The organism is Rhizobium sp. YTUHZ044, from assembly GCF_051123975.1.
Taxonomy (GTDB): Bacteria; Pseudomonadota; Alphaproteobacteria; order Rhizobiales; family Rhizobiaceae; genus Rhizobium.
Genome location: NZ_CP101426.1, coordinates 4,325,058 through 4,347,960, shown reverse-complemented (window position 1 = coordinate 4,347,960; position 22,903 = coordinate 4,325,058). Strand labels below are relative to the sequence as shown.

Annotated in this window: 17 protein-coding genes; 11 read left to right on the top strand and 6 right to left on the bottom strand. The window is 62.4% G+C overall.

Annotation, left to right across the window (positions count from 1 at the left end):
* Window positions 1–36: 36 nt before the first annotated feature.
* The 11 genes from NL154_RS21215 (at window position 37) to trxA (ending at window position 16,837) form a co-directional block, all read left to right on the top strand.
* Complete coding sequence (locus tag NL154_RS21215; RefSeq protein ID WP_210632821.1) at window positions 37–1,827, top strand: sensor histidine kinase; 1,791 nt, start codon at window positions 37–39, stop codon at window positions 1,825–1,827.
* The gene (locus NL154_RS21210) at window positions 1,824–2,276 is read left to right on the top strand and encodes an HPr kinase/phosphorylase (protein WP_210632820.1); all 453 of its coding nucleotides are present in this window, start codon (window positions 1,824–1,826) and stop codon (window positions 2,274–2,276) included. The genes NL154_RS21215 and NL154_RS21210 overlap by 4 nt, the downstream gene beginning before the upstream one ends.
* 151 nt (window positions 2,277–2,427) lie before the next feature.
* Window positions 2,428–2,829: a PTS sugar transporter subunit IIA gene (locus NL154_RS21205; RefSeq protein ID WP_011423437.1), complete on the top strand. Its 402-nt coding sequence runs from the start codon at window positions 2,428–2,430 to the stop codon at window positions 2,827–2,829.
* A gap of 9 nt (window positions 2,830–2,838) precedes the next feature.
* Window positions 2,839–3,114: an HPr family phosphocarrier protein gene (locus tag NL154_RS21200; RefSeq protein ID WP_011423436.1), complete on the top strand. Its 276-nt coding sequence runs from the start codon at window positions 2,839–2,841 to the stop codon at window positions 3,112–3,114.
* Between the two features lie 144 nt (window positions 3,115–3,258).
* Entirely contained in the window at window positions 3,259–4,659 is a 1,401-nt protein-coding gene (gene ahcY / locus NL154_RS21195) for an adenosylhomocysteinase (RefSeq protein WP_088391285.1), read from the top strand.
* Between the two features lie 203 nt (window positions 4,660–4,862).
* Window positions 4,863–7,448: an ATP-binding protein gene (locus tag NL154_RS21190; RefSeq protein WP_434733309.1), complete on the top strand. Its 2,586-nt coding sequence runs from the start codon at window positions 4,863–4,865 to the stop codon at window positions 7,446–7,448.
* Window positions 7,445–8,959 (top strand): tRNA (adenosine(37)-N6)-threonylcarbamoyltransferase complex ATPase subunit type 1 TsaE, encoded by a 1,515-nt coding sequence (tsaE, locus tag NL154_RS21185; RefSeq protein ID WP_434733308.1) that lies wholly within the window; start codon window positions 7,445–7,447, stop codon window positions 8,957–8,959. The genes NL154_RS21190 and tsaE overlap by 4 nt, the downstream gene beginning before the upstream one ends.
* Before the next feature lie 13 nt (window positions 8,960–8,972).
* The gene (locus NL154_RS21180) at window positions 8,973–9,704 is read left to right on the top strand and encodes a nucleotidyltransferase family protein (RefSeq protein WP_434733307.1); all 732 of its coding nucleotides are present in this window, start codon (window positions 8,973–8,975) and stop codon (window positions 9,702–9,704) included.
* Window positions 9,705–9,708: 4 nt separating this feature from the next.
* Window positions 9,709–12,903 (top strand): double-strand break repair protein AddB, encoded by a 3,195-nt coding sequence (gene addB / locus NL154_RS21175; protein WP_434733306.1) that lies wholly within the window; start codon window positions 9,709–9,711, stop codon window positions 12,901–12,903.
* Window positions 12,896–16,441 carry a double-strand break repair helicase AddA gene (addA, locus tag NL154_RS21170; protein WP_434733305.1) on the top strand — a complete coding sequence of 1,182 codons (3,546 nt, stop codon included), beginning with the start codon at window positions 12,896–12,898 and terminating at the stop codon, window positions 16,439–16,441. The genes addB and addA overlap by 8 nt, the downstream gene beginning before the upstream one ends.
* Before the next feature lie 75 nt (window positions 16,442–16,516).
* On the top strand, window positions 16,517–16,837 hold the full coding sequence (gene trxA, locus NL154_RS21165; protein WP_004672616.1) for a thioredoxin: 321 nt from the start codon (window positions 16,517–16,519) through the stop codon (window positions 16,835–16,837).
* Window positions 16,838–16,895: 58 nt separating this feature from the next.
* Here the strand turns inward: trxA and NL154_RS21160 are convergent, their stop codons facing one another.
* From NL154_RS21160 to NL154_RS21135, 6 genes are all read right to left on the bottom strand, one after another.
* Window positions 16,896–18,248, bottom strand: coding sequence for a bifunctional folylpolyglutamate synthase/dihydrofolate synthase (locus NL154_RS21160; RefSeq protein WP_221122881.1), 1,353 nt, complete (start codon window positions 18,246–18,248; stop codon window positions 16,896–16,898).
* Window positions 18,249–18,275: 27 nt separating this feature from the next.
* On the bottom strand, window positions 18,276–19,181 hold the full coding sequence (accD, locus tag NL154_RS21155; RefSeq protein ID WP_210632813.1) for an acetyl-CoA carboxylase, carboxyltransferase subunit beta: 906 nt from the start codon (window positions 19,179–19,181) through the stop codon (window positions 18,276–18,278).
* A gap of 39 nt (window positions 19,182–19,220) precedes the next feature.
* Window positions 19,221–20,060: a tryptophan synthase subunit alpha gene (gene trpA / locus NL154_RS21150; RefSeq protein WP_221122882.1), complete on the bottom strand. Its 840-nt coding sequence runs from the start codon at window positions 20,058–20,060 to the stop codon at window positions 19,221–19,223.
* 3 nt (window positions 20,061–20,063) lie between these two features.
* Window positions 20,064–21,284 (bottom strand): tryptophan synthase subunit beta, encoded by a 1,221-nt coding sequence (trpB, locus tag NL154_RS21145; protein ID WP_221146301.1) that lies wholly within the window; start codon window positions 21,282–21,284, stop codon window positions 20,064–20,066.
* A 2-nt stretch (window positions 21,285–21,286) separates the two neighbouring features.
* Complete coding sequence (locus NL154_RS21140; RefSeq protein WP_434733304.1) at window positions 21,287–21,955, bottom strand: phosphoribosylanthranilate isomerase; 669 nt, start codon at window positions 21,953–21,955, stop codon at window positions 21,287–21,289.
* 75 nt (window positions 21,956–22,030) lie between these two features.
* Window positions 22,031–22,789, bottom strand: coding sequence for a M48 family metallopeptidase (locus tag NL154_RS21135; RefSeq protein ID WP_434733303.1), 759 nt, complete (start codon window positions 22,787–22,789; stop codon window positions 22,031–22,033).
* Window positions 22,790–22,903: the final 114 nt, after the last annotated feature.

Genomic DNA, 22,903 nt, shown 5'->3' with positions numbered 1-22,903 from the left:
GGTTTATCCGGCCCAACCTTTCGAAAGGGCCTGTCATTGGCACAGTTGGTGCAGGAAAGGGATTTGGACGATGCGGAGGGCGTGAGCACCCGTCGCGTCCGAGGCCGCCGTTGGTCGCATCCCTTCACGCTGATCCGCCGCATCTTCGGCAATGCGGTGTTTTCGAGCCTGACGCGGCGCATCCTGTTCTTCAACCTCGTCGCGCTTGTGGTGCTCGTCGGCGGCATTCTCTATCTCAACCAGTTTCGCGAAGGCTTGATCGACGCCCGCGCCGAAAGCCTGTTGACGCAGGGTGAAATCATTGCCGGCGCCGTTTCGGCCTCCGCGTCAGTCGATACGAACTCGATCACCATCGATCCGCAAAAGCTGCTCGAACTGCAGGCCGGCCAGAGCATCACCCCGGTGCCGAACGACGAGGATCTGGAATTTCCGATTGATCCGGAAAAGGTCGCGCCGGTCCTGCGCCGACTGATCTCGCCAACACGCACACGCGCGCGCATCTTCGATGCCGACGCCAATCTGCTGCTCGATTCGCGCCACCTCTATTCGCGCGGCCAGGTGCTGCGCTTCGACCTGCCGCCGGTCGAAGAAGAGAAGCAGACCTGGAGCGATTGGTTTGCGACGTTGTTCAACAAGGCGCTGCAGCCGGGCAATCTGCCGCTCTACAAGGAAGCACCGGGCGGCGACGGCTCGATCTATCCCGAGGTGATGAACGCGCTGACCGGCGTGCGCGGCGCAGTCGTGCGCACCACCGAGAAAGGCGAGCTCATCGTTTCCGTCGCCGTTCCGATCCAGCGCTTCCGTGCCGTGCTCGGCGTGCTGCTGTTGTCGACGCAAGCCGGCGACATCGACAACATCGTTCATGCCGAACGGCTGGCGATCATGCGGGTTTTCGGTGTGGCGACGCTCGTCAACGTACTGCTGTCGCTGGTGCTCTCGTCGACGATCGCCAATCCGCTGCGACGTCTTTCGGCCGCCGCCATCCGCGTTCGCCGCGGCGCCAAGACACGTGAGCAAATTCCGGACTTTTCCGCCCGCCAGGACGAAATCGGCAACCTCTCCATCGCCTTACGCGAGATGACGACGGCGCTCTATGACCGCATCGACGCGATCGAGAGCTTTGCCGCCGATGTCAGCCACGAGCTCAAGAACCCGCTGACCTCACTGCGCAGCGCCGTTGAAACACTGCCGCTCGCCAGGTCGGAGGATTCCAAGAAACGGCTGCTTGATGTCATCCAGCACGATGTCCGCCGCCTCGACCGCCTGATCAGCGATATATCAGACGCCTCGCGGCTCGATGCCGAACTCGCACGCGTCGATGCCGGCTCTGTCGACATGGAGGTGCTGCTGCGCGACCTGATCGACGTGTCCCGCCAGATCAGGGGAAGCAAGAAGCAGGTGGAGATCGAGTATACGGTGGAACGCAAGCCGAACATCAAAACCCGTTTCGTCGTCAACGGCCACGATCTGCGCATCGGCCAGATCGTCACCAATCTGATCGAGAATGCCCGCTCCTTCGTGCCCGAGAAGGGCGGCAAGATCACCGTGCGGCTGGTACGCACACGGTCACGCTGCGTCACCACCATCGAAGACAACGGCCCCGGCATTCAGGCGGAAAATATCGACCGCATCTTCGAGCGTTTCTACACGGACCGTCCGGAATCGGAAGGTTTCGGCCAGAATTCCGGCCTCGGCCTTTCGATCAGCCGCCAGATCGCCGAAGCCCACGGCGGTTCGCTGAGGGCGGAGAACATCACCGATGGCGAGAACGGGCGCGTGCTCGGCGCGCGCTTCATCCTCGCCCTTCCGCTCGATGCCGCCGCATGAGCGAGCCGGCTCCCACCATCCATGCGACGGCGATTGTCGTGGGCAGGACGGGGCTGCTGTTCAGCGGGCCCTCCGGCTGGGGAAAGTCGATGCTGGCATTCACCTGCATGACCGAAGCCCGCCGGCTGGGTCTTTTTACGGCGCTGGTCGCCGACGACCAGGTCCTCCTATCGGAAAAAGCCGGGTCGGTGATTGCCACCTGCCCGCCGTCGATCGCCGGGCTCATCGAACTTCGCGGCACCGGCATCGTCCGGCAGGATCACGTGTCCCCGGCAACCATGCACTATGCCGTGCTTCCGGGCAGCGCTTCCGGTGAAAACCGCGTCCCTGCGGAGGGCGAAATCGTCAGTCTTGCCCCTGGTTTTTCGCTTCCCGCATTGCGGTTGCTCACAAATGTTGCCTCACCGCTGGCGATCCTGATGGCGAAAGCGCCTGACATCGGATGCTGAAAGGCTTCCGGATTGATCAATCCGCCTTATATGTTTGCATTTTTATCTTGCACTTCGGCTTTTCATAGCCAAGATGTGCCGCCACCGGTGGACGAAATTGCTGCATTGCGATATCTCAGCCACCGTTTGCGTATATGGGAGCAGTAATATCATGATCGGACTTGTGCTTGTCACTCATGGCAAGCTGGCTGAAGAGTTTCGTCATGCTGTCGAGCACGTCGTCGGTCCTCAGAAATTTATCGAGACGGTCTGTATTGGCCCCGAAGACGATATGGACCAGAGACGGCAGGACATTCTGCAAGCCGTATCCGGCGCCGATGACGGTCATGGCGTCGTCATCTTGACCGACATGTTCGGTGGCACACCATCTAACCTCGCCATCTCGGTCATGAGTAGCGGCCACACCGAAGTCATTGCCGGCATGAACTTGCCGATGCTGATCAAGCTCGCCGGCGTCCGCGGCGAGAACAACATGGAGAAGGCGCTGGTGGAGGCTTCCGAAGCCGGGCGGAAATATATCAATGTCGCGAGCCGCGTGCTCAGCGGAAAATAACGGCGCTTCATGACATCGCTTTCCCGGGAACTCCTTATCATCAACAAGCGCGGCCTTCACGCTCGCGCTTCCGCCAAATTCGTGCAGATGGTCGAGAATTTCGATGCAGCCATCACCGTTTCCAAAGATGGAATGACGGTCGGCGGCACCTCAATCATGGGCCTCATGATGCTTGCCGCAAGCCCCGGGTCCAGCGTCGTCGTCTCGGCAAGCGGCAGCCAGGCTCAGGAAGCCCTGGAGGCCCTGGATCAGCTGATCCAGAACAAGTTCGGCGAAGAAATGTGAGCTCGGCCGAGTTCATATAAACATATAAAGACTTCTTTATATCCTTATTGCCATCCCAGGCGAAGCCTGCTAAACGGCTGATATGCCGTGCGCTTGCTTGCGCCTGCGCCAATTTTTGAGACGTTTTTCAGCCTGGAGACCTCTATGAGCACTGAAAAAGATTATGTCGTCGCCGATATCGGGCTTGCGGATTTCGGCCGCAAGGAAATTACGATCGCCGAAACCGAAATGCCGGGGCTGATGTCGTGCCGCGCCGAGTTCGGCGACGCAAAGCCGCTGAAGGGCGCACGCATCACCGGTTCGCTGCACATGACCATCCAGACGGCCGTGCTGATCGAAACCCTGGTTGCGCTCGGCGCCGAAGTCCGCTGGGCCTCGTGCAACATCTTCTCGACGCAGGACCATGCCGCAGCCGCGATCGCCGCCGCCGGCGTTCCGGTTTTCGCCATCAAGGGCGAGTCGCTCGAAGACTATTGGGTCTATACCGACAAGATCTTCCAGTGGGCCGATGGCGGCCTTTCCAACATGATCCTCGATGACGGCGGCGACGCCACCATGTACATCCTGCTCGGCGCCCGCGCCGAAGCCGGCGAGGACGTGCTCTCCAACCCGCATTCCGAAGAAGAGGAAATCCTCTTCGCCCAGATCAAAAAGCGCCTTGCCGCTTCCCCGGGCTGGTTCACCAAGCAGCGCGATGCCATCAAGGGCGTCACCGAGGAAACCACGACCGGCGTCAACCGCCTCTACCAGCTCAGCCAGAAGGGCCTGCTGCCCTTCCCGGCGATCAACGTCAACGACTCCGTCACCAAGTCGAAGTTCGACAACAAATACGGCTGCAAGGAATCGCTGGTCGACGGCATCCGCCGCGGCACCGACGTGATGATGGCCGGCAAGGTTGCCGTCGTCTGCGGTTACGGTGACGTCGGCAAGGGTTCCGCTGCGTCGCTCTCCGGCGCCGGCGCCCGCGTCAAGGTCACCGAAGCCGATCCGATCTGCGCTCTGCAGGCGGCGATGGACGGTTATGAAGTCGTGCTGCTCGAGGACGTCGTTTCGTCGGCCGATATCTTCATCACCACGACAGGCAACAAGGACGTCATCCGCATCGACCACATGCGGCAGATGAAGGACATGGCGATCGTCGGCAATATCGGCCATTTCGACAACGAAATCGAAGTCGCCGCGCTGCGTAACCTCAAGTGGACCAACGTCAAGCCGCAGGTCGACCTGATTGAGTTCCCCAAGGGCAACCGCATCATCCTTCTCTCCGAAGGCCGTCTGCTCAACCTCGGCAATGCGACCGGCCATCCGTCCTTCGTGATGTCGGCTTCCTTCACCAACCAGACGCTGGCGCAAATCGAGCTCTTCACAAAGCCCGGCCAGTACGAGAACAAGGTCTACATCCTGCCGAAGCATCTCGATGAGAAGGTCGCACGCCTTCACCTCGACAAGCTCGGCGTGAAGCTGACCCAGCTCAGTGAAGAGCAGGCCGCCTATATCGGCGTGAAGCCTCAGGGTCCGTTCAAGTCCGACCACTACAGATATTGATGGCACCATCAATATCCACAAGATGTAGAAGCCGCGGCATTGACAAATGCCGCGGCTTATTTTTTGGCCGCTCTCTTCCCGCCGATTCCCTTCCGAAGTATTGTTTTAAGACTTGATTCGGGACGCCGGACCCCGTCCGACCGCTCCGAAAATGGGATGTCTTGTCGTAATGCGGCACATTGAAGGACGGAGACATACCGCGGATGTCGGAACTGAAAAACAGCCTGCCCGGTCAGGCGGATGACGGCGCTCGCGCCGGTCGCCGCCCGCTCTCGGCCGGCCGAGAATATAAATCTGCAACGGCACACGAGGCCGCAAGGCAAGAGCATGGATCATTGGCGCGCTTCCTGAAAACCTGCGCGGCCGGCACGGCGCTTGCCGCGCTGGCGCGGCCGGTTCTGGCGCAGGGCGAGCGGCAGGTGGCCGCCTCGGCTCACCTCTTCACCTCCTCGCAGGTCGTCGGCGTTTCCGTCGTCATCGGCGTCATCTCGGCGGCCCTGCTTTCAACGCTCTGGCTGGTGCGCCAGCGCGGCAATCTGGAAAACGAGAGCCGCGAAATCCGCTCGGCGCTTTCCGATGCCCAGCAGCGCATTTCGCAATATCAGGCGCTGATCGCCGACAAGAACCGGCGGATCGTCATCTGGGACGGCAATACGCGCCCCGAGCTTCTCGGCCAGCTTCCGCCCGAGACCGGCGCGCCGCAGGACGGCGAATTCCTGGCCTTCGGCCTCTGGCTGAAATCGCATTCGGCCGCCGATCTGGAAAAGGCGATCGACCGGCTGCGCGACGGCGCGCAGAGCTTCGACATGGTGGTCGAAACCATCCGCGATGAAATCCTCGAGGCGCAGGGCCGGGTTTCCGGCGGACGCGCCTTCGTCCGCTTCGTGGCGCTCAACAATCTGCGCGCCGAGCTCGCGGAGCTCAGGATCGAGCGCGACCGGCTGATGACCTCGATCTCGGCCTTCCAGGCCATGCTCGACGCGATCGACATGCCGGCCTGGCAGCGCGACCCGGCGGGCCGCCTCACCTGGGTCAACCAAGCTTATGGCGACGCGGTCGAGGCACGCTCGCCGCAGCAGGCGATCAACGAAGGCCGCGAGATGCTGACGACCGTGGCGCGCGAGCGCATTCGCGCGGTTACGACGCCGGAATCGCCTTTCCACGACACGATCTCGACCGTTGTACGCGGCAATCGGACATTCTTCGACGTCGTCGACGTCAAGGTCCCGGGTGGCTCGGCCGGGATTGCGATTGACGTGTCTGATATAGAGGCCGTGCGCGCCGAGCTGGAACGGACGCTGAAGAGCCACGCCGAAACACTTGACCATCTCGCCACACCCGTCGCCATCTTCGACGGCGAGCGCCGGCTGCAATTCTACAACCAGGCCTTCGTCGCGCTCTGGGAGCTCGATATCGCCTTCCTCGAAAGCCGGCCTGATAATAGCGAGCTGCTCGAGCGGCTGCGCGCGGCCAAGAAGCTGCCGGACCAGCTCAACTGGAAAAGCTGGAAGGAAGCGGCCCTTTCCGTCTATCGCGCGCTCGACACGCAATCGGATCTCTGGCACCTGCCCAACGGCCAGACGCTGCGCGTCTTCGCCACCGCCCATCCGCAGGGCGGCGCCACCTGGGTATTCGAAAATCTGACCGAGCAGGTCGATCTCGAAACGCGCTACAACACATTGGTCAAGGTACAGGGCGAGACGATCGATCACCTTTCCGAAGGGGTGGCGGTATTCGGACCGGATGGACGTATCCGCCTGTCGAATCCGGCCTTCCGGGCGCTCTGGGGCATTACGGAAACCGAAGCCAAGCCCGGCACTCATATCCGCGCGCTGGGCGAGGCCTGCGCGCCGTCCTACGACCGGCCGGACGGCTGGAAGACCTTCGCGGAACTGATCACCAGCTTCGATGACGAACGCCGCTCGAGCCAGGGGACGCTGGAACTCTTCTCCGGCCTCGTGCTCGATTACGCCGTCATCCCGCTGCCGAACGCGCAGACCATGCTGACCTTCGTCAACATGACCGACAGCGTGCGGGCCGAGCGGGCTTTGACCGAGAAGAACGAGGCGTTGCGCAAAGCCGACGAATTGAAAAACGACTTCGTTCAGCATGTTTCCTATGAACTTCGCTCACCGCTGACCAATATCATCGGCTTTACCGATCTGCTGCGCACGCAGGGCGTCGGGCCGCTGAATGAACGGCAGGCCGAATATGTCGACCACATTTCGACCTCGTCCTCGGTTCTGCTGACGCTCGTCAACGATATCCTCGACCTTGCGACGGTCGATGCCGGCATCATGCGGCTCAACTATGCCGAGATTGATCTCAACGACCTGCTCGACGACGTCTCGATGCAGATCGCCGACCGGCTGCACGAAAGCGGCGTCGCGCTTGAAATCACCGCCTCCGCCTATCTCGGCTCGATCGTCGCCGATCCGCAGCGGCTGAAGCAGATCCTTCTGAAGCTTCTTGCCAATGCGGCGAATTTCTCGCCCGAGGGCACGTCGATCTCGCTGGAATGCCATCGCGAAGGCACGGATTTCGTCTTCTCCGTCCGCGATCGCGGCCCCGGCATTTCGCCCGACATGATCGCGACCGTGTTCGACCGGTTCGCGACGGGGGCTAAAAGCGGCAAACGCGGCGGCGCCGGCCTCGGTCTCTCGATCGTCGACAGCTTTGTCAGCCTTCATCATGGCGACGTGACGATCGACAGCGAGCCGGGCAAAGGCACGACGGTCGTCTGCCGTATCCCATCGGTCAACATACCGCATTCCGCCGCCGCCGAATGACGACCGATGATACGATCTCGCTGTTCCTGAAAGACGAAGCGGCCACGGTTCGCCTCGGCGAAGACCTGGCGCTTGGCCTGAAGGCCGGAGATTGCCTTGCCCTGTCGGGCGATCTCGGCGCCGGCAAATCCTCGCTTGCCCGTGCGATCCTGCGTGCCATTGCCGATGACGATGGGCTCGAAGTTCCGAGCCCCACCTTCACACTGGTGCAATCCTACGATCTGCGTATCCCGGTTTCGCACTTCGATCTCTATCGGCTCGGTGACCCCGGCGAATTGACGGAGCTCGGCTTCGACGAGGCCCTGCAGAACGGCATCTGTCTCGTCGAATGGCCGGAGATGGCCGCGAGCGAGTTGCCTGGCGAATGCATCACGTTGACGCTGACGCATGAAGGCAACGGCCGCCGGGCGACGATTAGCGCCGCCGGCGCACAGGCTTTGCGCATCCGGCGCGTCCTGGCGATCCGCAATTTCCTCGAAGACGCCGGCTATTCCAATGCCAAACGCCGCTTCCTGACCGGTGATGCCTCGCTTCGCGCTTACGAGGCGATCTATCGCGAGAACGCCGAGCGCCGCATCATCCTGATGGACTGGCGGCCGCATCCCGAGGGACCGCCGGTCCATGACGGCAAACCTTATCCCAAAGTCGCGCATCTGGCACAGAACGCCTATCCCTTCGTTGCGATTGCCGATGCGCTGCGCGAACGGGGTTTTGCGGCGCCGGAGATCTATAAGGTCGATTATCAGCAGGGGATCCTCTTGATCGAGGATCTCGGCACCGAAGGCGTGCTCGATGACGAGGGGCGGCCGATCATCGAGCGTTACCGGCAAAGCGTCGCCTGTCTTGCCCATCTTCATTCCATGCAATTTCCGCCAGACATACCGGTTTCCGCCACGCACACGCATCACATACCGGACTTCGATCGCACGGCGATGAAGATGGAAGTGCAGCTTGTGCTCGACTGGCACATAGCCTGGAAGCGCGGCACCGCCCCCTCGGATACCGAGCGCAAGGAATATCTGGCGATCTGGGACGCCCTGATCGATGAACTTGCCACGGCCGAAAAGAACCTGCTGCTGCGCGATTTCCACTCGCCGAACATCATCTGGCGGCCGCAGGAGCCGGGCATCAAAAAGATCGGTCTCATCGACTTCCAGGACGCCATGATCGGGCCCACAGCCTATGATCTTGCCTCGCTCGTCCAGGACGCGCGCGTCACGATCGAACCGCAGCTTTTCCGGCAGCTGATGGACGATTATCTGGCGCTTCGCCGCGCACAGGGCAGCTTCGACGACGCCGGATTCCTGAAAGCATGGGCGATCATGTCGGCGCAGCGCAATTGCAAGCTTGCCGGTCTCTGGGTGCGGCTGCTGCAGCGGGACGGCAAGCCCGGCTATCTCAAACATATGCCGCGCACACTTGCCTATCTGAATGTCGCGCTCGAGCACGAGGCGCTTGCCCCCTTGCGCGATTGGTGCACAAGGGCTGGAATAGGCCAGAGCGAATCATAAGTTCCGGATCAAGATGACCATCAGACAAGCCATGGTTCTGGCCGCGGGTCTCGGGACCCGCATGCGCCCGATCACCGATACGATTCCGAAGCCGCTGGTGAAGATCGACGGCAAGCCGATGATCGACTATTCGCTGGACGCGCTGGTTTCGGCCGGCGTCGAGCGGGCCGTCGTCAACGTTCATCATCATGCCGAGCAGATGCTCGACCATCTCGGCAAATATCGCGGCCTCGACATCATCATATCGGACGAGCGGGACGGACTGATGAATTCCGGCGGAGGACTGGCGAAGGGCCTGACGCTGCTTGAACGCGACGACATTTTCGTCATGAATGCCGATCTCTTCTGGATCGGAGAACAGCCGGGACGGCCGACGAACCTGCAGCGCTTAGCTGGATTCTTCGATGCAGAGCAAATGGACATGGCGCTGCTTTGCGTCAGGATCGAAGATACAACCGGTCACAACGGCAAGAATGATTTCAGCCTCGCTGCAGATGGCCGGCTGACGCGGTATCGCGACGATCCGTCCAATCCCTTCGTCTATGCCGGGGCGATCGCCATGAACCCGACGCTGTTTGATGATGCGCCGAAGGATGCCTTCAACCTCAATATCTATTTCGACAAGGCGATCGCGCGCCGACGTCTGTTCGGCATCGTGCTCGACGGCCATTGGCTGACTGTGGGAACGCCAGAGGCGATCGGCGAAGCGGAGGAAACGATCCGCCGACTGCGGGCGTTCGCGTGAGCTCATGGCGGACCGGCACCAGCCACGCATCCTGACGATCCCGGCGGGCCTGCCCTTCCTGAAAACGCTGGCGACGACGCTTTGCGACGGACGCCTGACGCCGCTCTTTCGGCATGAGTCCGATGATCCGCTGTCGCTCGCCAGGGTGACGATCTACCTGCCGACCCGGCGCGCCGTGCGCGTGCTGCGCTCAGAATTCGTCGACCTGCTCGGCGGCCGCTCGGCGATCCTGCCGGTGATCCGTCCTCTCGGCGAAACCGATGACGACAGCGGATATTTCGAAGAGGCGCTGCCGGCGACGATCGATCTCGCCCAGCCGCTGTCGAATACCGCCCGGCTCCTGGAACTGGCGCGGCTGATCCTTGCCTGGCGAAACAAGCTGCCGGAGATCGTCCGCCATATCCATTCCGACTCGCCGCTCGTTGCGCCGGCCAGCCCGGCAGATGCGATCTGGCTCGCCCGCAACCTCGCGGAGCTGATCGATTCCATCGAAACCGAGGATCTTGACTGGTCGGAACTGTCGAAACTCGACACCGGCGACTACGCCGCCTGGTGGCAGCTGACGGCGGAGTTCCTCCAGATCGCCAGCGCCTTTTGGCCGGAGCGGCTTTCCGAGCTCGGCAAGTCCTCGCCGGCGCGGCACAGGAACGCAATTCTGCGGGCCGAAGCAGCCAGGATTTCGGCGGCGAAGCCGGCCGGGCCGATTATCATTGCCGGTTCGACGGGTTCGGTTCCTGCCACGGCCGATCTCATCGCCGCCGTTGCCAATCTGCCCGAAGGCGTGATCGTCCTTCCCGGCCTCGATCTGTCCATGCCCGACAGGCATTGGCAGATGGTGGCGCCGGAACCGGCGCCAGGCCAGCATGCCAATCCGGCCAGCCGGAGCCATCCGCAATACGGCCTGTCCTTGCTGCTGAAAAGGCTGAGGCTGACACGAGCCGACGTCAGCCTCCTGGGGAGACCAGAGGCCGATCTTAACCGGCGCGCCGAAATCCTGTCGCGCGCGCTCGCCCCGGCAGAGGCGACCAGCGACTGGGAGGCCTGGAAGGGCTCGCTACCCGAGGGAGCGCTGACTTCGGCCTTCGGCGATGTTTCGCTGATCGAAGCCGCCAATGAGCGCGAGGAAGCAACCGCGATTGCCATCGCGCTCAGGCTTGCACTGGAAAGGCAGGGACAGGATGGCGAAAGCCGGGCTGCGCTGATTACGCCAGACCGCAATCTCGCCCGTCGGGTGATGGCCGAGCTCTCCCGCTTCGGGATCCTCGCCGACGATTCGGCCGGCACACCGCTTTCGGCGACCCCGCAGGGCACGCTGCTACAGCTGCTGCTGGAGGCGGCGCTGCGGCCGGGTGATCCGGTGGCGATCGTTTCGCTGCTCAAACATCCGCTGGCCCGCTTCGGCCTCGAACGCGACGCCTTGATTTCCGCGACCGAAGCGCTCGAACTGCTGGCGCTGCGCGGCGGGGTGGCGGAGGTGGATATCAACGCACTTGAATTGCTCCTGAGCCAGCAGCTCGGCGAACAGGTCCTCGACCGACACGCGCCGCAATGGCGCAAGACGCTGCCAGCCGAGGCCGTCGAGACCGCATCCGAACTTGCGCGCCGGGTCACCCGCGCAACCGAGCCTCTTGCTTCCGCGCTGGTCCGGCACCGGCCGGAGGAGCGCGGCAAGACAGCAAGTTTCACGCTGTCGGAATGGGCGGAGCGGACCGGCCGTTCGCTCGAAGCGGTCGCGGCAGATCCGCACGGCAACCTTGCCGATCTCTGGGCACACGAGGCAGGGGACGCCCTCGCCTCACTCCTCAGCGAAGTCATCGACACGGACGGCCAGATGGAGGCCGACGGACCGCAATGGATCGACATCATGGCAGCACTTGCCGCCGGCCATGCAGTGAAGCCGCGGGCGCTCAGCCATCCCCGCCTCTTCATCTTCGGCACGCTCGAAGCCCGCCTGCAGAGCGTCGACACGCTCATTCTCGGCGGGTTGAACGAAGGCTCCTGGCCAGGGCAGAGCGCGAACAATCCCTTCATTCCACGTATGATGAAGACGGAGATCGGGCTCGAACCGCCGGAGCGGCGCATCGGGCAGCTAGCGCATGATTTCGAGATGGCGAACGGCACCCGCCACCTGATCTATTCGAGAGCGCTGCGCCAAGGTTCGACGCCGACCGTCGCCTCACGCTGGCTGCAGCGGCTGCTGGCGCTCGGCGGAGGGACCTTTCAAGCGGCATTGAGGGAGCGCGGTAACCGGTACCTGCAATGGGCTGGTCTGATCGATCGGGGAGACGCCCAGGCACCGGCGCAGCGGCCCTCGCCGACACCGCCGCTGGCGCTGCAGCCGAAGTCCTATTCCTTCAGCGAGGTCGGACGGCTGCGCCGCGATCCCTATGCGATCTATGCCCGCCGCATCCTGCGGCTCGATCCGGTGGACGCGTTCAACCGCGACCCGGGAGCGGCCGAACGCGGAACGCTCTATCACACGATCATCGACCGGTTCGTCCGCGGGGCCCATGTGGCCGGCACGCCGGCGGCGGCAGCGGCGATGGAGCGGATCCTTAACGAGCTTTTCGACATGGAGAAGCTGCCGCCGCATATCGATGCCGTCTGGCGGCCGCGCTTTCGCGAAGTGGCCCGGGCCTTCCTCGAATGGGAGGCCGGACGACGTCCCGGCATCCGCAGGACGCTGACGGAAGTACGCGGCGGCGTGGAGCTGGAGGCGATCAATATCCGGCTGAACGGCGTTGCGGACCGGATCGATATTACAGGACCGGGGGCGGCCGATATCATCGACTACAAGACCGGCTACAATCCCTCACCGACACAGGCACGCGCGCTTCTCGATCCGCAGCTCGCCCTGGAAGCGGCGGCTTTGAGCGCCGGCGCCTTCCGCGATGCCGGCAGTCTTGTGCCGCAGGATCTGCTCTATGTTCGCCTGCGACCGGGACGTCGCTTCCAGGTCGATACGGTGAACAACGAAAACGCGGCCCGCAGCGACAAGGCGAAATCGGCGATGGACCTTGCCGGAGAATCGATCGACCAGCTGATCAAGTTCGTCAGTTTGCTGCAGTCCGGCGAAAAGGGCTTTACCTCGCGGCTCATCCCGGCGCAGCAGTTTGATTTCGGCGGCGACTACGATCATCTCGCCCGCGTCTCCGAATGGTCCACGGCTGAGACTGAGGAAGGCGGCGGCGATGAGTGACGCTCTTCCGAATGACGACGATCCCGGCGCCTGGATCGGCTGGACCACGATTCAACAGGCGATCGCCTCCGACCCCCAGCGCTCGGCATGGGTTTCGGCCAATGCCGGTTCCGGCAAGACGCATGTCCTGACCCAGCGCGTCATTCGTCTGCTGCTTGCCGGCGCGCGGCCTTCCGCCATTCTCTGCCTGACCTATACCAAGGCCGCGGCCTCTGAAATGTCGAATCGCGTCTTCGAACGGCTGGCGGACTGGGTGGTGCTCGACGACGAAGAGCTCGGCCGGCGGATCATGCAGATCGAGGGGACGGCGCCCGATGCGCTGAAGCTCGCCGAGGCGCGCCGGCTGTTTGCCAAGGCGCTGGAAACGCCGGGCGGGTTGAAGATCCAGACGATCCATGCCTTTTGCGAAGCGCTGCTGCACCAATTCCCGCTGGAGGCCAATGTTGCCGGGCATTTTTCGGTCCTCGACGATCGCGCGGCGGCGGCGCTGCTTTCCGATGCACGCCGGGCGCTGCTGACGGCGACCGCGCCGGAAGAAGGCAGCGCCCTTGCCGAGGCTTTCGCCTATGTGCTCAATCTCGGCGACGAATCCGGGCTGGAGAACCTGCTCGCCGACATCATCGCCAACCGCAACGCCATTCGCCGCTTCACCGCGGCTGCCGAGCGACGCGGCGGCGTGGAGGCAGTGCTGCGCAACAGGCTCGGCCTTGCCGCCGGCGATACGGAAAGCCGGATCGCGGCGCAATATTGGCCGTTGCCGGAGCTTTCGGGCGGCATGCTGGAGCTTTATCTGTCGCTTGCCGACCAGAAAGGCGGCGCCAAGGCGCAGGAAGTTGCTTATGGCCTCAGGCTCGCCGGCCGGGAGCGCGATGACGCCAGGCGCGCCGAAATGCTGGAGAAAATCTTCCTGACGGCGAAGGGCGAGCCGAAATCGGAGACGCAGTTCCTGGTCAAGGCCATGCTTGCGGAAGCACCGCAACTGGCGCGCGCCATCGCCGTCGCCCGCGCGCATGTCGCGGCAAGCCGTGATCGGTTGAAAACGATGCGAATGTTCGGCGCCACGCAGGCCGCGCTGGTGCTCGCCGGTCGGCTGAACCATGATTACGAGGAGTTGAAGAAGCAACGCAGCCAACTGGATTTCGAAGACCTGATCACCCGCACCGCCGACCTGCTGACAAAGAGTGGCGTCGGTCCCTGGATCCATTACAAGCTCGACCGGGGTATCGATCATATCCTCGTCGACGAGGCACAGGATACCAGCCCGATCCAATGGAGCGTCATCCAGTCGCTCGCCGAGGATTTCTTTTCCGGCGAGAGCGCCCGGCCAGTCGTACGCACGCTCTTTGCCGTCGGCGACGAGAAGCAGTCGATCTACTCCTTTCAGGGGGCGCGGCCCGAGCGTTTTTCCGAAGAGAGCGACCGGACGCGGCGGCGGGTCTCCGACAGCGGGCAGAGCTTTTCCTCCGTACGGCTGCCGCTCTCCTTTCGCTCGACCGCCGACGTACTCGAGGCCGTCGACCAGATCTTCAGGATATCGGATAATGCGCGGGGTCTGAGCGCGGTCGGCGAACCGGTCGTGCATCGATCCAGCCGGATCGGACATCCTGGCGCCGTCGACCTCTGGGAGATGGTCGCGCCTGAGGCGGTGGTGAAGGAAGAGGATTGGACGGCGCCCTTCGATGCGACGCCGGAAGGTGCGCCGGCCGCAATCCTCGCGCGGCGGATCGCCCATGCGATCGGCACCCTCGTCGGCCGTGAAACGATCGTCGACAAAGGCAGGGAGCGGCTCATCGAAGCCGGCGACATCCTCGTTCTGGTGCGCAAGCGCGACGCCTTCGTCAATGCCTTGACCCGCGCCTTGAAGCGCCGCGGCGACATTCCCGTGGCCGGCGCCGACCGACTGACGCTGACCAGCCATATCGCCGTCCAGGATCTGCTGGCGCTCGGCCGTTTCCTGCTTCTGCCGGAGGACGACCTTTCGCTCGCTGCGGTGCTGAAGAGCCCGCTTTTCGATCTTTCCGAGGACGATATCTTTGCAATCGCCGGCCTGCGGGGCGACAACGAGAGCGTCTGGAGCCATCTCAAGAGGTTTGCGGCCGACGGCACCGAACGTTTCCGTGCCGCCGTCGAAAGGCTGGAGCTGTTTCTGCGGCAGTCGCGACATCTGTCGGTCCATGATTTCTATGCGCGGGTGCTGGGCAGCCATGGCGGGCGGCGGCAATTCCTTGCCCGTCTCGGCACCGAGGTCAGCGATATTCTCGACGAATTCCTGACCTTCACCCTCGACCACGAGAACTCCGGCCTACCCGGGCTGCAATCCTTCATCTCAATGCTGGAGCTTGAAGCGCCGGAGGTGAAGCGTGAGCAGGACAAGGGGCGCAACGAGGTCAGGATCATGACCGTGCATGCCTCCAAGGGTCTTGAAGCACCCATCGTCTTCCTCGTCGACGGCGGCTCCAAGCCCTTCACGCATACGCATCTGCCGAAACTTCGCCTGATCGAAACCGACCCCGACGAGCCGCCGCTGCCGGCCTGGGTTCCCGTCTCGGACCTCGCCAATTCGCTGACGCAAAACGATGCAACGCGGATCCAGATGCTGGCGGAAGAGGAGTATCGCCGGCTGCTTTATGTCGCCATGACGCGGGCTGCCGACCGGCTGGTCGTCTGCGGCTATCGTGGCGTTCGTGTCAATAACGATACCTGGCACACGATGATCTCCACTGCGCTCAGCGAAGGCCATCCGCATGTGGAGGCGGCCACCTTCTCCGGCCCTGACGGGGAATGGCCGGGTATCCGATGGCGCGTGCCGCGGGTGGAGCGGCGCTTCGAGCGTATCGAACGCAACGAGGCGCGCGACCGTCAGCAGGCGTTGCCGGAAGGCCTATTGCGGCCATTGCCACCACAGGCTGAGCTGCCCCGCCCCCTCAGCCCGTCCGGTATCGGGACGATCATCGACGAAGACGAGGGCAGCTTGTTTGTCGCTTCGCCGCTGTTCGGGGAGAAGGAGCGCAGCGATCGTTCACTGGAAAAGGGCAGACTGATCCATCGCATGCTGCAGGCGCTTCCAGAAATTCCGCTTCGAGAACGACCCGATGCCGCATGCCGTTATGCCGAACGGGCGGCGCGGTTCTGGCCGGAAGCGGAACGCCGCCGGCTCGTCGATTCGGTTCTGAAACTCATGGACGAACAGGCTTTGCAGCCGGTTCTCGGGGCAGAGGCCCAGCCGGAAGTTTCGATCATGGGAACATTGACGCTCGAAGACAGCCGCTATGCGGTCTCGGGCCGTATCGACCGGCTCGCCGTGCTTGCCGATCGCGTTGTCATTCTCGATTACAAGACCAATCGGGTGCCGCCTTCGACCGAGGAGGCGATCCCTTTCGCACATAAGGCTCAGCTCGCGATCTATCGTGAGATCCTGGCGCCGCTCTATCCCGGCAAACGCATCGACTGCATGCTCGTCTATACCGAGAATGCGTCGCTTTATACGCTGAGCGAAAAGGCGCTCGGTTTGGCGCTTGCAGGACTCAAGACAAAGTGAAATACCGGACATTGAAAATTTGGCGCCGCACCATCACATGTGGTTCAACATCTTCTTCGGTCAAAGGAGCAGCCTATGGCTACCGTGAAAGTCGATATCAATAACTTCCAGTCGGAAGTTCTGGAATCCGCAGAACCCGTCGTCGTCGATTTCTGGGCTGAATGGTGCGGTCCGTGCAAGATGATCGCTCCGAGCCTCGAGGAAATCTCCGTCGAGATGGAAGGCAAGGTAAAGGTCGCCAAACTCAATATCGATGAAAACCCGGAACTCGCCGCCCAATTCGGCGTGCGCTCCATTCCGACGCTCGCCATCTTCAAGGGCGGCGAAGTGGCCGATATTTCGGTCGGCGCCAAGCCGAAGACAGCTCTTTCGAACTGGATTTCGAACGCCGCCTGATCGATATCGTCTTTATATTGCATGAAAAGCCCGGCTTCGACCGGGCTTTTTCATTTGCTTATTTCGGAGGCGTGCCGTTGTCGGCAAGCACATCGCCGACGAGATAGAGAGAGCCGCCGACGAGGATGCGGGGCGGCAGTGCCGTCGGGTCGAGGGCCGATTTTATCGCTTCCAGCGCCTCGCCGACCGTCGACATCGGTTCGGCGACCAAACCGGCATCATAGGCGGCGTTCGACAATATCACCGGGTCGATCATCGCCTCGCTGCCGCGGATCGGCACGCAGAACACCTTCTCGACCAAGCCTGTAAAGGCCTTGAAATACCCGATCGGGTCCTTGGTGTTGATCATGCCGATGATCAGGAAAAGCGGCCGCGGCTGGCGCTCCTCGAAATTAGCCATGGCTTCGGCGATCACCTCACCCGCTCCGGGATTGTGCCCGCCATCGACCCAGATCTCGGCGCCGGCGGGCGCATGCGATAGCAGCCGGCCCTCGCTGAGGCGCTGCAGCCGGCCCGGCCATTCCACGAAATTCATCGCCTTTTCCATCATCGTCTCGGTGACGGGGAAGCCGGCGGCCTTGACAGCGCGGATGGCGGCGGCGGCATTGGCATATTGATGGCGACCGGGAAGGCGCGGCAGCGGCAGGTCGGCAAGCCCGTACTCGTCCTGATAGACCAGCCGTCCATATTCCTCATGCGCCATGAAATCCTGCCCGAAGACGGCGCTCGGGCAATGCAGTCGCTCGGCCGTCGACATCAGCACGTCGAGCGCCGCATCATATTCCTGATGGCCGATGACGACGGGCCGTCCGGGCTTCATGATGCCAGCCTTTTCAGCCGCGATCAGTTCCACCCTGTCGCCGAGATAAGGCTGGTGATCCAGCGAGATCGGCATGATGACGGACACAGCCGGATCGGAAATGACATTGGTGGCGTCGAAACGGCCGCCGAGACCGACTTCGATGATCGCGGCATCGGCCGGGTGTTCGGAAAACAGAATGAAGGTGACCGCCGTCAGGATTTCGAAGACGGTGATATGCTGCCCGGCATTGGCCTCGGCCACCCGTCGCAGAGCATCGGCGAAGACGGCGTCATCGACAAGCTGCCCGCGCCCGCCCGCGACACCAATGCGATAGCGCTCGTGCCAATTGACGAGATGCGGCGAGGTGTGGACGTGGGCGCTGTAACCCCCCGCTTCCAGCAGAGCCCGGCTGAAGGCAGTGACCGAACCCTTGCCGTTGGTGCCAGCGACATGGATGACCGGCGGCAGTTTCCGGTGCGGATTGCCGAGTTGGTCGAGAAGACGGGTGATGCGATCGAGAGACAGATCGAAGCCCTTGGGATGCAATCCCATGAGTTTTTCGATCTCCTGCGCTGCCTCACTCACCGCGGTTTGGCCTCTGGGTATCAATTCGGCACCCCGCCTGCTTGCCTGATATCAGGCGCTCGCCGCCAAGGCGATCGCTCCACGAGTCACGTCGTTGGCTGCCGAGACGGGCTTCTTCGTCAGAATCTTCAGGATGCGCGCCAGCGTTTCCGGAATGTCATGACGTTTGACAACCATATCGACCATACCATGTTCCAGCAGATATTCGGAGGTCTGGAAGCCTTCCGGCAGCTTTTCACGCAGCGTCTGCTCGATCACCCGCTTGCCGGCAAAGCCGATTTCGGCGCCGGGCTCGGCCAGGTGAATATCGCCAAGCATGGCATAGGAGGCCGTGACGCCGCCTGTTGTCGGGTTGGTCAACACGACAATGTAGGGCTGGCCGGATTCCTTGAGCAAGTCGACGGCAACGGTCGTGCGCGGCAGCTGCATCAGCGAGAGAATGCCTTCCTGCATGCGCGCACCGCCGGAAGCCGGGAACATCACCAGCGGGCATTTTTCCGACGTCGCACGTTCGAAAGCCTTGACGATCGCCTCGCCGGCGGCGATGCCGAGCGAACCGCCGATGAAGTTGAATTCGTGCACGACGGCCACGAGTTTCACACCCTGCACCTTTCCGAGGCCGGCGAGGATCGTGTCCTCCTGCTCGGTCTTCAGGCGGCTGTCACGCAGACGATCGCTGTATTTCTTCGAATCGCGAAATTTCAGCGGGTCCTGGGCGACCTTCGGCTGCGGCAGCGATTCATATTCACCATTGTCGAAAAGGTCGGCAAGCCGGGCCTTGGCCGGCATCTTCATGTGATAGCCGGAAGCAGGGATCACCCACTTATTGCCTTCCAGGTCCTTGTGGAAGACCATCTCGCCCGTTTCCGGGCACTTGATCCAGAGATTCTCCGGCACTTCGCGACGGCCCAGCATGGAATTGATCCGCGGGCGAACGTAGTTGGTGATCCAGTTCAACTCGAATTCTCCTGGTTGAATAGCGCCAATGTGGGAAAACTATTCGGCAGCAACAAGGCGTGCCGAGCGTGTTCCCGAGGAAAGGCCGCGCACCAGCGTTGCGACCGCCTGAACCGTGTCCGCCGTCGCCTTGCCATCGCTGGTCAAGCTCGTCGCGACCTGGTTGACGATGGCGGTACCGACGACGACGCCATCGGCCGAGCCGCCGATGACCTTCGCATGTTCCGCCGTCTTGACGCCAAAACCGACGCAGACGGGCAGCTCCGTATGCTGCTTGATACGCTGGACGGCGCCGGAAACCAGCGCCGGATCGGGCAGTGCCGAACCGGTGATGCCGTTCATCGAGACGTAGTAGACGAAGCCGGAGGTGTTCTTCAACACGGTGGGCAAGCGCTTTTCGTCGGTGGTCGGCGTCGCCAGGCGGATGAAGTTGATCCCCTTGCGGATCGCCGGAATGCAGAGTTCGTCATCCATCTCCGGCGGCAGGTCGACGACGATCAGGCCGTCGATACCGGCGGCCAGCGCATCGTCCAGGAACGTCTCGACGCCGTAGATGTAGATCGGATTGTAATAGCCCATCATGACGATCGGCGTCGCGTCGTTGCTCTTGCGGAAGTCTGCCGCCAGCTGCAGCGTCTTCTTCAGCGTCTGACCGCCTTTCAGCGCCCGCTGGCCGGCCAGCTGGATGGCCGGGCCGTCGGCCATCGGATCGGAAAAGGGCATGCCGAGCTCGATGATGTCGGAACCTGCTTCCGGCAGTGCCTTCATGATGCCGAGAGAGGTATCGTAATCAGGATCACCGCCCATGAAATAGGTCACAAGCGCCGGACGGCCCTCGGCCTTGAGCGCGGCAAAGCGTTTGTCCATGCGTGCAGTCATGTCTTACAGTCCCATTCCCAGAATCTTGCCGACGGTGAATATGTCCTTGTCGCCGCGGCCGGAGAGGTTCATCAGGATGATCTCGTCCTTGCTCATTGTCGGTGCGCGCTTGATGACCTCGGCAATCGCATGCGCAGCCTCGAGCGCCGGGATGATGCCTTCGAGGCGGGTCAGGGTCTGGAACGCCTCGAGCGCCTCGTGGTCCATGATCGGCACGTAGTCGACGCGGCCAATATCGCTCAGCCAGGAATGTTCGGGGCCGATGCCGGGATAATCGAGACCAGCCGAAATCGAATGACCCTCCTTGATCTGGCCGTCGCCATCCTGCAGCAGGTAGGTGCGGTTGCCGTGCAGCACGCCGGGAGACCCGGCGGTGATCGAAGCGCAATGTTCGTCGCCCTGGAGGCCCTTGCCGCCGGCTTCGACGCCGACGATCTTCACGGAGGGGTCATCGAGGAAGGGGTGGAAGATGCCGATCGCATTCGAGCCACCGCCGACGGCAGCGACGACGAGGTCCGGCAGGCGGCCTTCGGCGGCCAGCATCTGCTCTTTCGCTTCCGCGCCGATCACCGACTGGAAGTCCCGGACCATCTCCGGATAGGGGTGCGGGCCGGCCGCCGTGCCGATCAGATAATAGGTATCCTCGACATTGGTGACCCAGTCGCGGAGCGCCTCGTTCATCGCGTCCTTCAGCGTGCCGCTGCCTGCCGTCACGGGCTTGACTTCGGCGCCGAGCAGCTTCATGCGGAAAACGTTCGGCGCCTGACGCTCGACGTCGGTGGCGCCCATGTAGACGACGCAGGGAAGCCCGAAGCGGGCGGCAACGGTAGCCGAAGCGACGCCGTGCTGGCCGGCGCCGGTTTCGGCGATGATACGGGTCTTGCCCATGCGCTTGGCGAGCAGGATCTGGCCGATGCAGTTGTTGATCTTGTGCGAACCGGTGTGGTTCAGTTCCTCGCGCTTGAAATAGATCTTCGCGCCGCCGAGTTCGGCAGTCAGCCGCTCGGCAAAATAGAGCGGGCTCGGCCGGCCGATATAGTGGGCGCCAAGATGCTTCAGTTCCGCCTGGAAGGCCGGATCGCTCTTCGCCTTGTTCCACTCGTCCTGCAGATCGAGAATCAAAGGCATCAACGTTTCGGCAACGAAACGACCCCCATAGATGCCGAAGCGGCCATCTTCATCTGGCCCGGAACGGAAGGAATTCGGTTTAGGCGTTTCGTTCACTATCAACTCCCTGAGGCCATGACAGGCGTATCCGCCTTTTCGACCGCATCGAAAAATTCATCGATCAACGCGACGCTCTTTACGCCGGGCTCGGTTTCGACACCCGAGGAGACGTCGATACCACGTGCCTTGGTCTTCACAAGCGCATCCGCGACATTGTCCTTGTTCAGCCCGCCGGACAGCATGTAGTCGATGCTGCCGTCGAGCCAGCCGAGAAGGCTCCAGTCGAAGGAAATCCCGTTGCCGCCAGGCAGTTCCGAACCCTTCGGCGCTTTCGCATCGAAGAGAAAACGGTCGGCGACGCCGATATAGGCTTCGACGCGCCTGAGATCGTCGGCCGTGCGCACGGAAAAGACTTTCATCACAGGCAAACCATAGAGCGCCTTGATGGTCAGCACATGTTCGGGACTCTCGTTGCCATGGAGCTGGAGGATGTCCGGCTTCAGCAGCGACACGATTTCGTCGAGATCGTCATTTGTGGGATCAACGACGACGGCGACGATCTTCGCCTTGCCGCGCGCCGGTTCGGCAAGTTTTGCCGCCACATCGGGCTCGACATAACGCGGGCTCTTTTCGAAGAAGATAAAACCGATATGGGTCGCGCCGCGTTTCAGCGCACGATCGATCGCTTCGGGCGTCTTCAAGCCACAGATCTTGATATCGGTTTTCATGGCAGCGAAGTGACACGAAATGCGGCAAGAGTCGAGCCAAATTGCATGGAAAGCTGTATTTAGCGGGGCTTGCGGCTAATCGAAATCGATGGCGTGCAGCTGACTGCCGTGCCGCTTCAGCCAGGATTTCGCTTCCTCCATGCCGGGGCAAAGCGTCTTGCAAAGCGCCCAGAAGCGGGGGCTGTGATTCATCTCCTTGAGATGAGCGACTTCATGGGCGGCGAGATAATCGATCACCGAAGGCGGCGCCATGACGATACGCCAGGAGAAACTCAAGTTTCCCTCCGACGAGCAGGAGCCCCATCGGCTGCGGGTATCTTTCATCGAGATCGAGCGGATCGGCGCCCGGATTGTCGCGGCATGCATCATCGCCAGCCTCTCAAGATCGGCGCGCGCCTCCTTCTTGAGGAAGGCCGCGATGCGCCGCCCGACATGCTCGGGCATGCCGCTGACGCGCAGCACAGGACTGCCATCCACGGAGACGACCTCCGTCAAGCCGCGCAGGCTGCCCGTGTGCTCGATGCGATGGGAAACACCGCGCAGGAGGATCTTGCCGCCGTTGCGTAAGCCGGTATCGGTCGAAAACTTGGCAAGCTTGGTGAGCAGCCATCCCTGGTGCCGATCGAGGAAGGCGTTCACCTCACGCGCCGCCAGACCTCTCGGCACCGTCATCTTCAAGGCCCGCCCGCCCGGCTCGATGCGAAGCGTGATCCGGGTTGCCTGATCATGCTGCTTGATGGTCAGCGGCATGAGCCGGCCGGCGACATCGAGCGTCCGCGTTTCGGGCGGAGCTGGCTTTCGCGCCTTTGGCCGTGTCTTCAGAAGCGGAAACATGGGGGTTTTCTATACGATTCGCCGGGGAATCTAAACGATTTGCGGGGCAGGCGGACATGGAAAAACCGGCATCGCGAGATGCCGGTCATCATTTCATTGCCTAAAGCGCGGTCG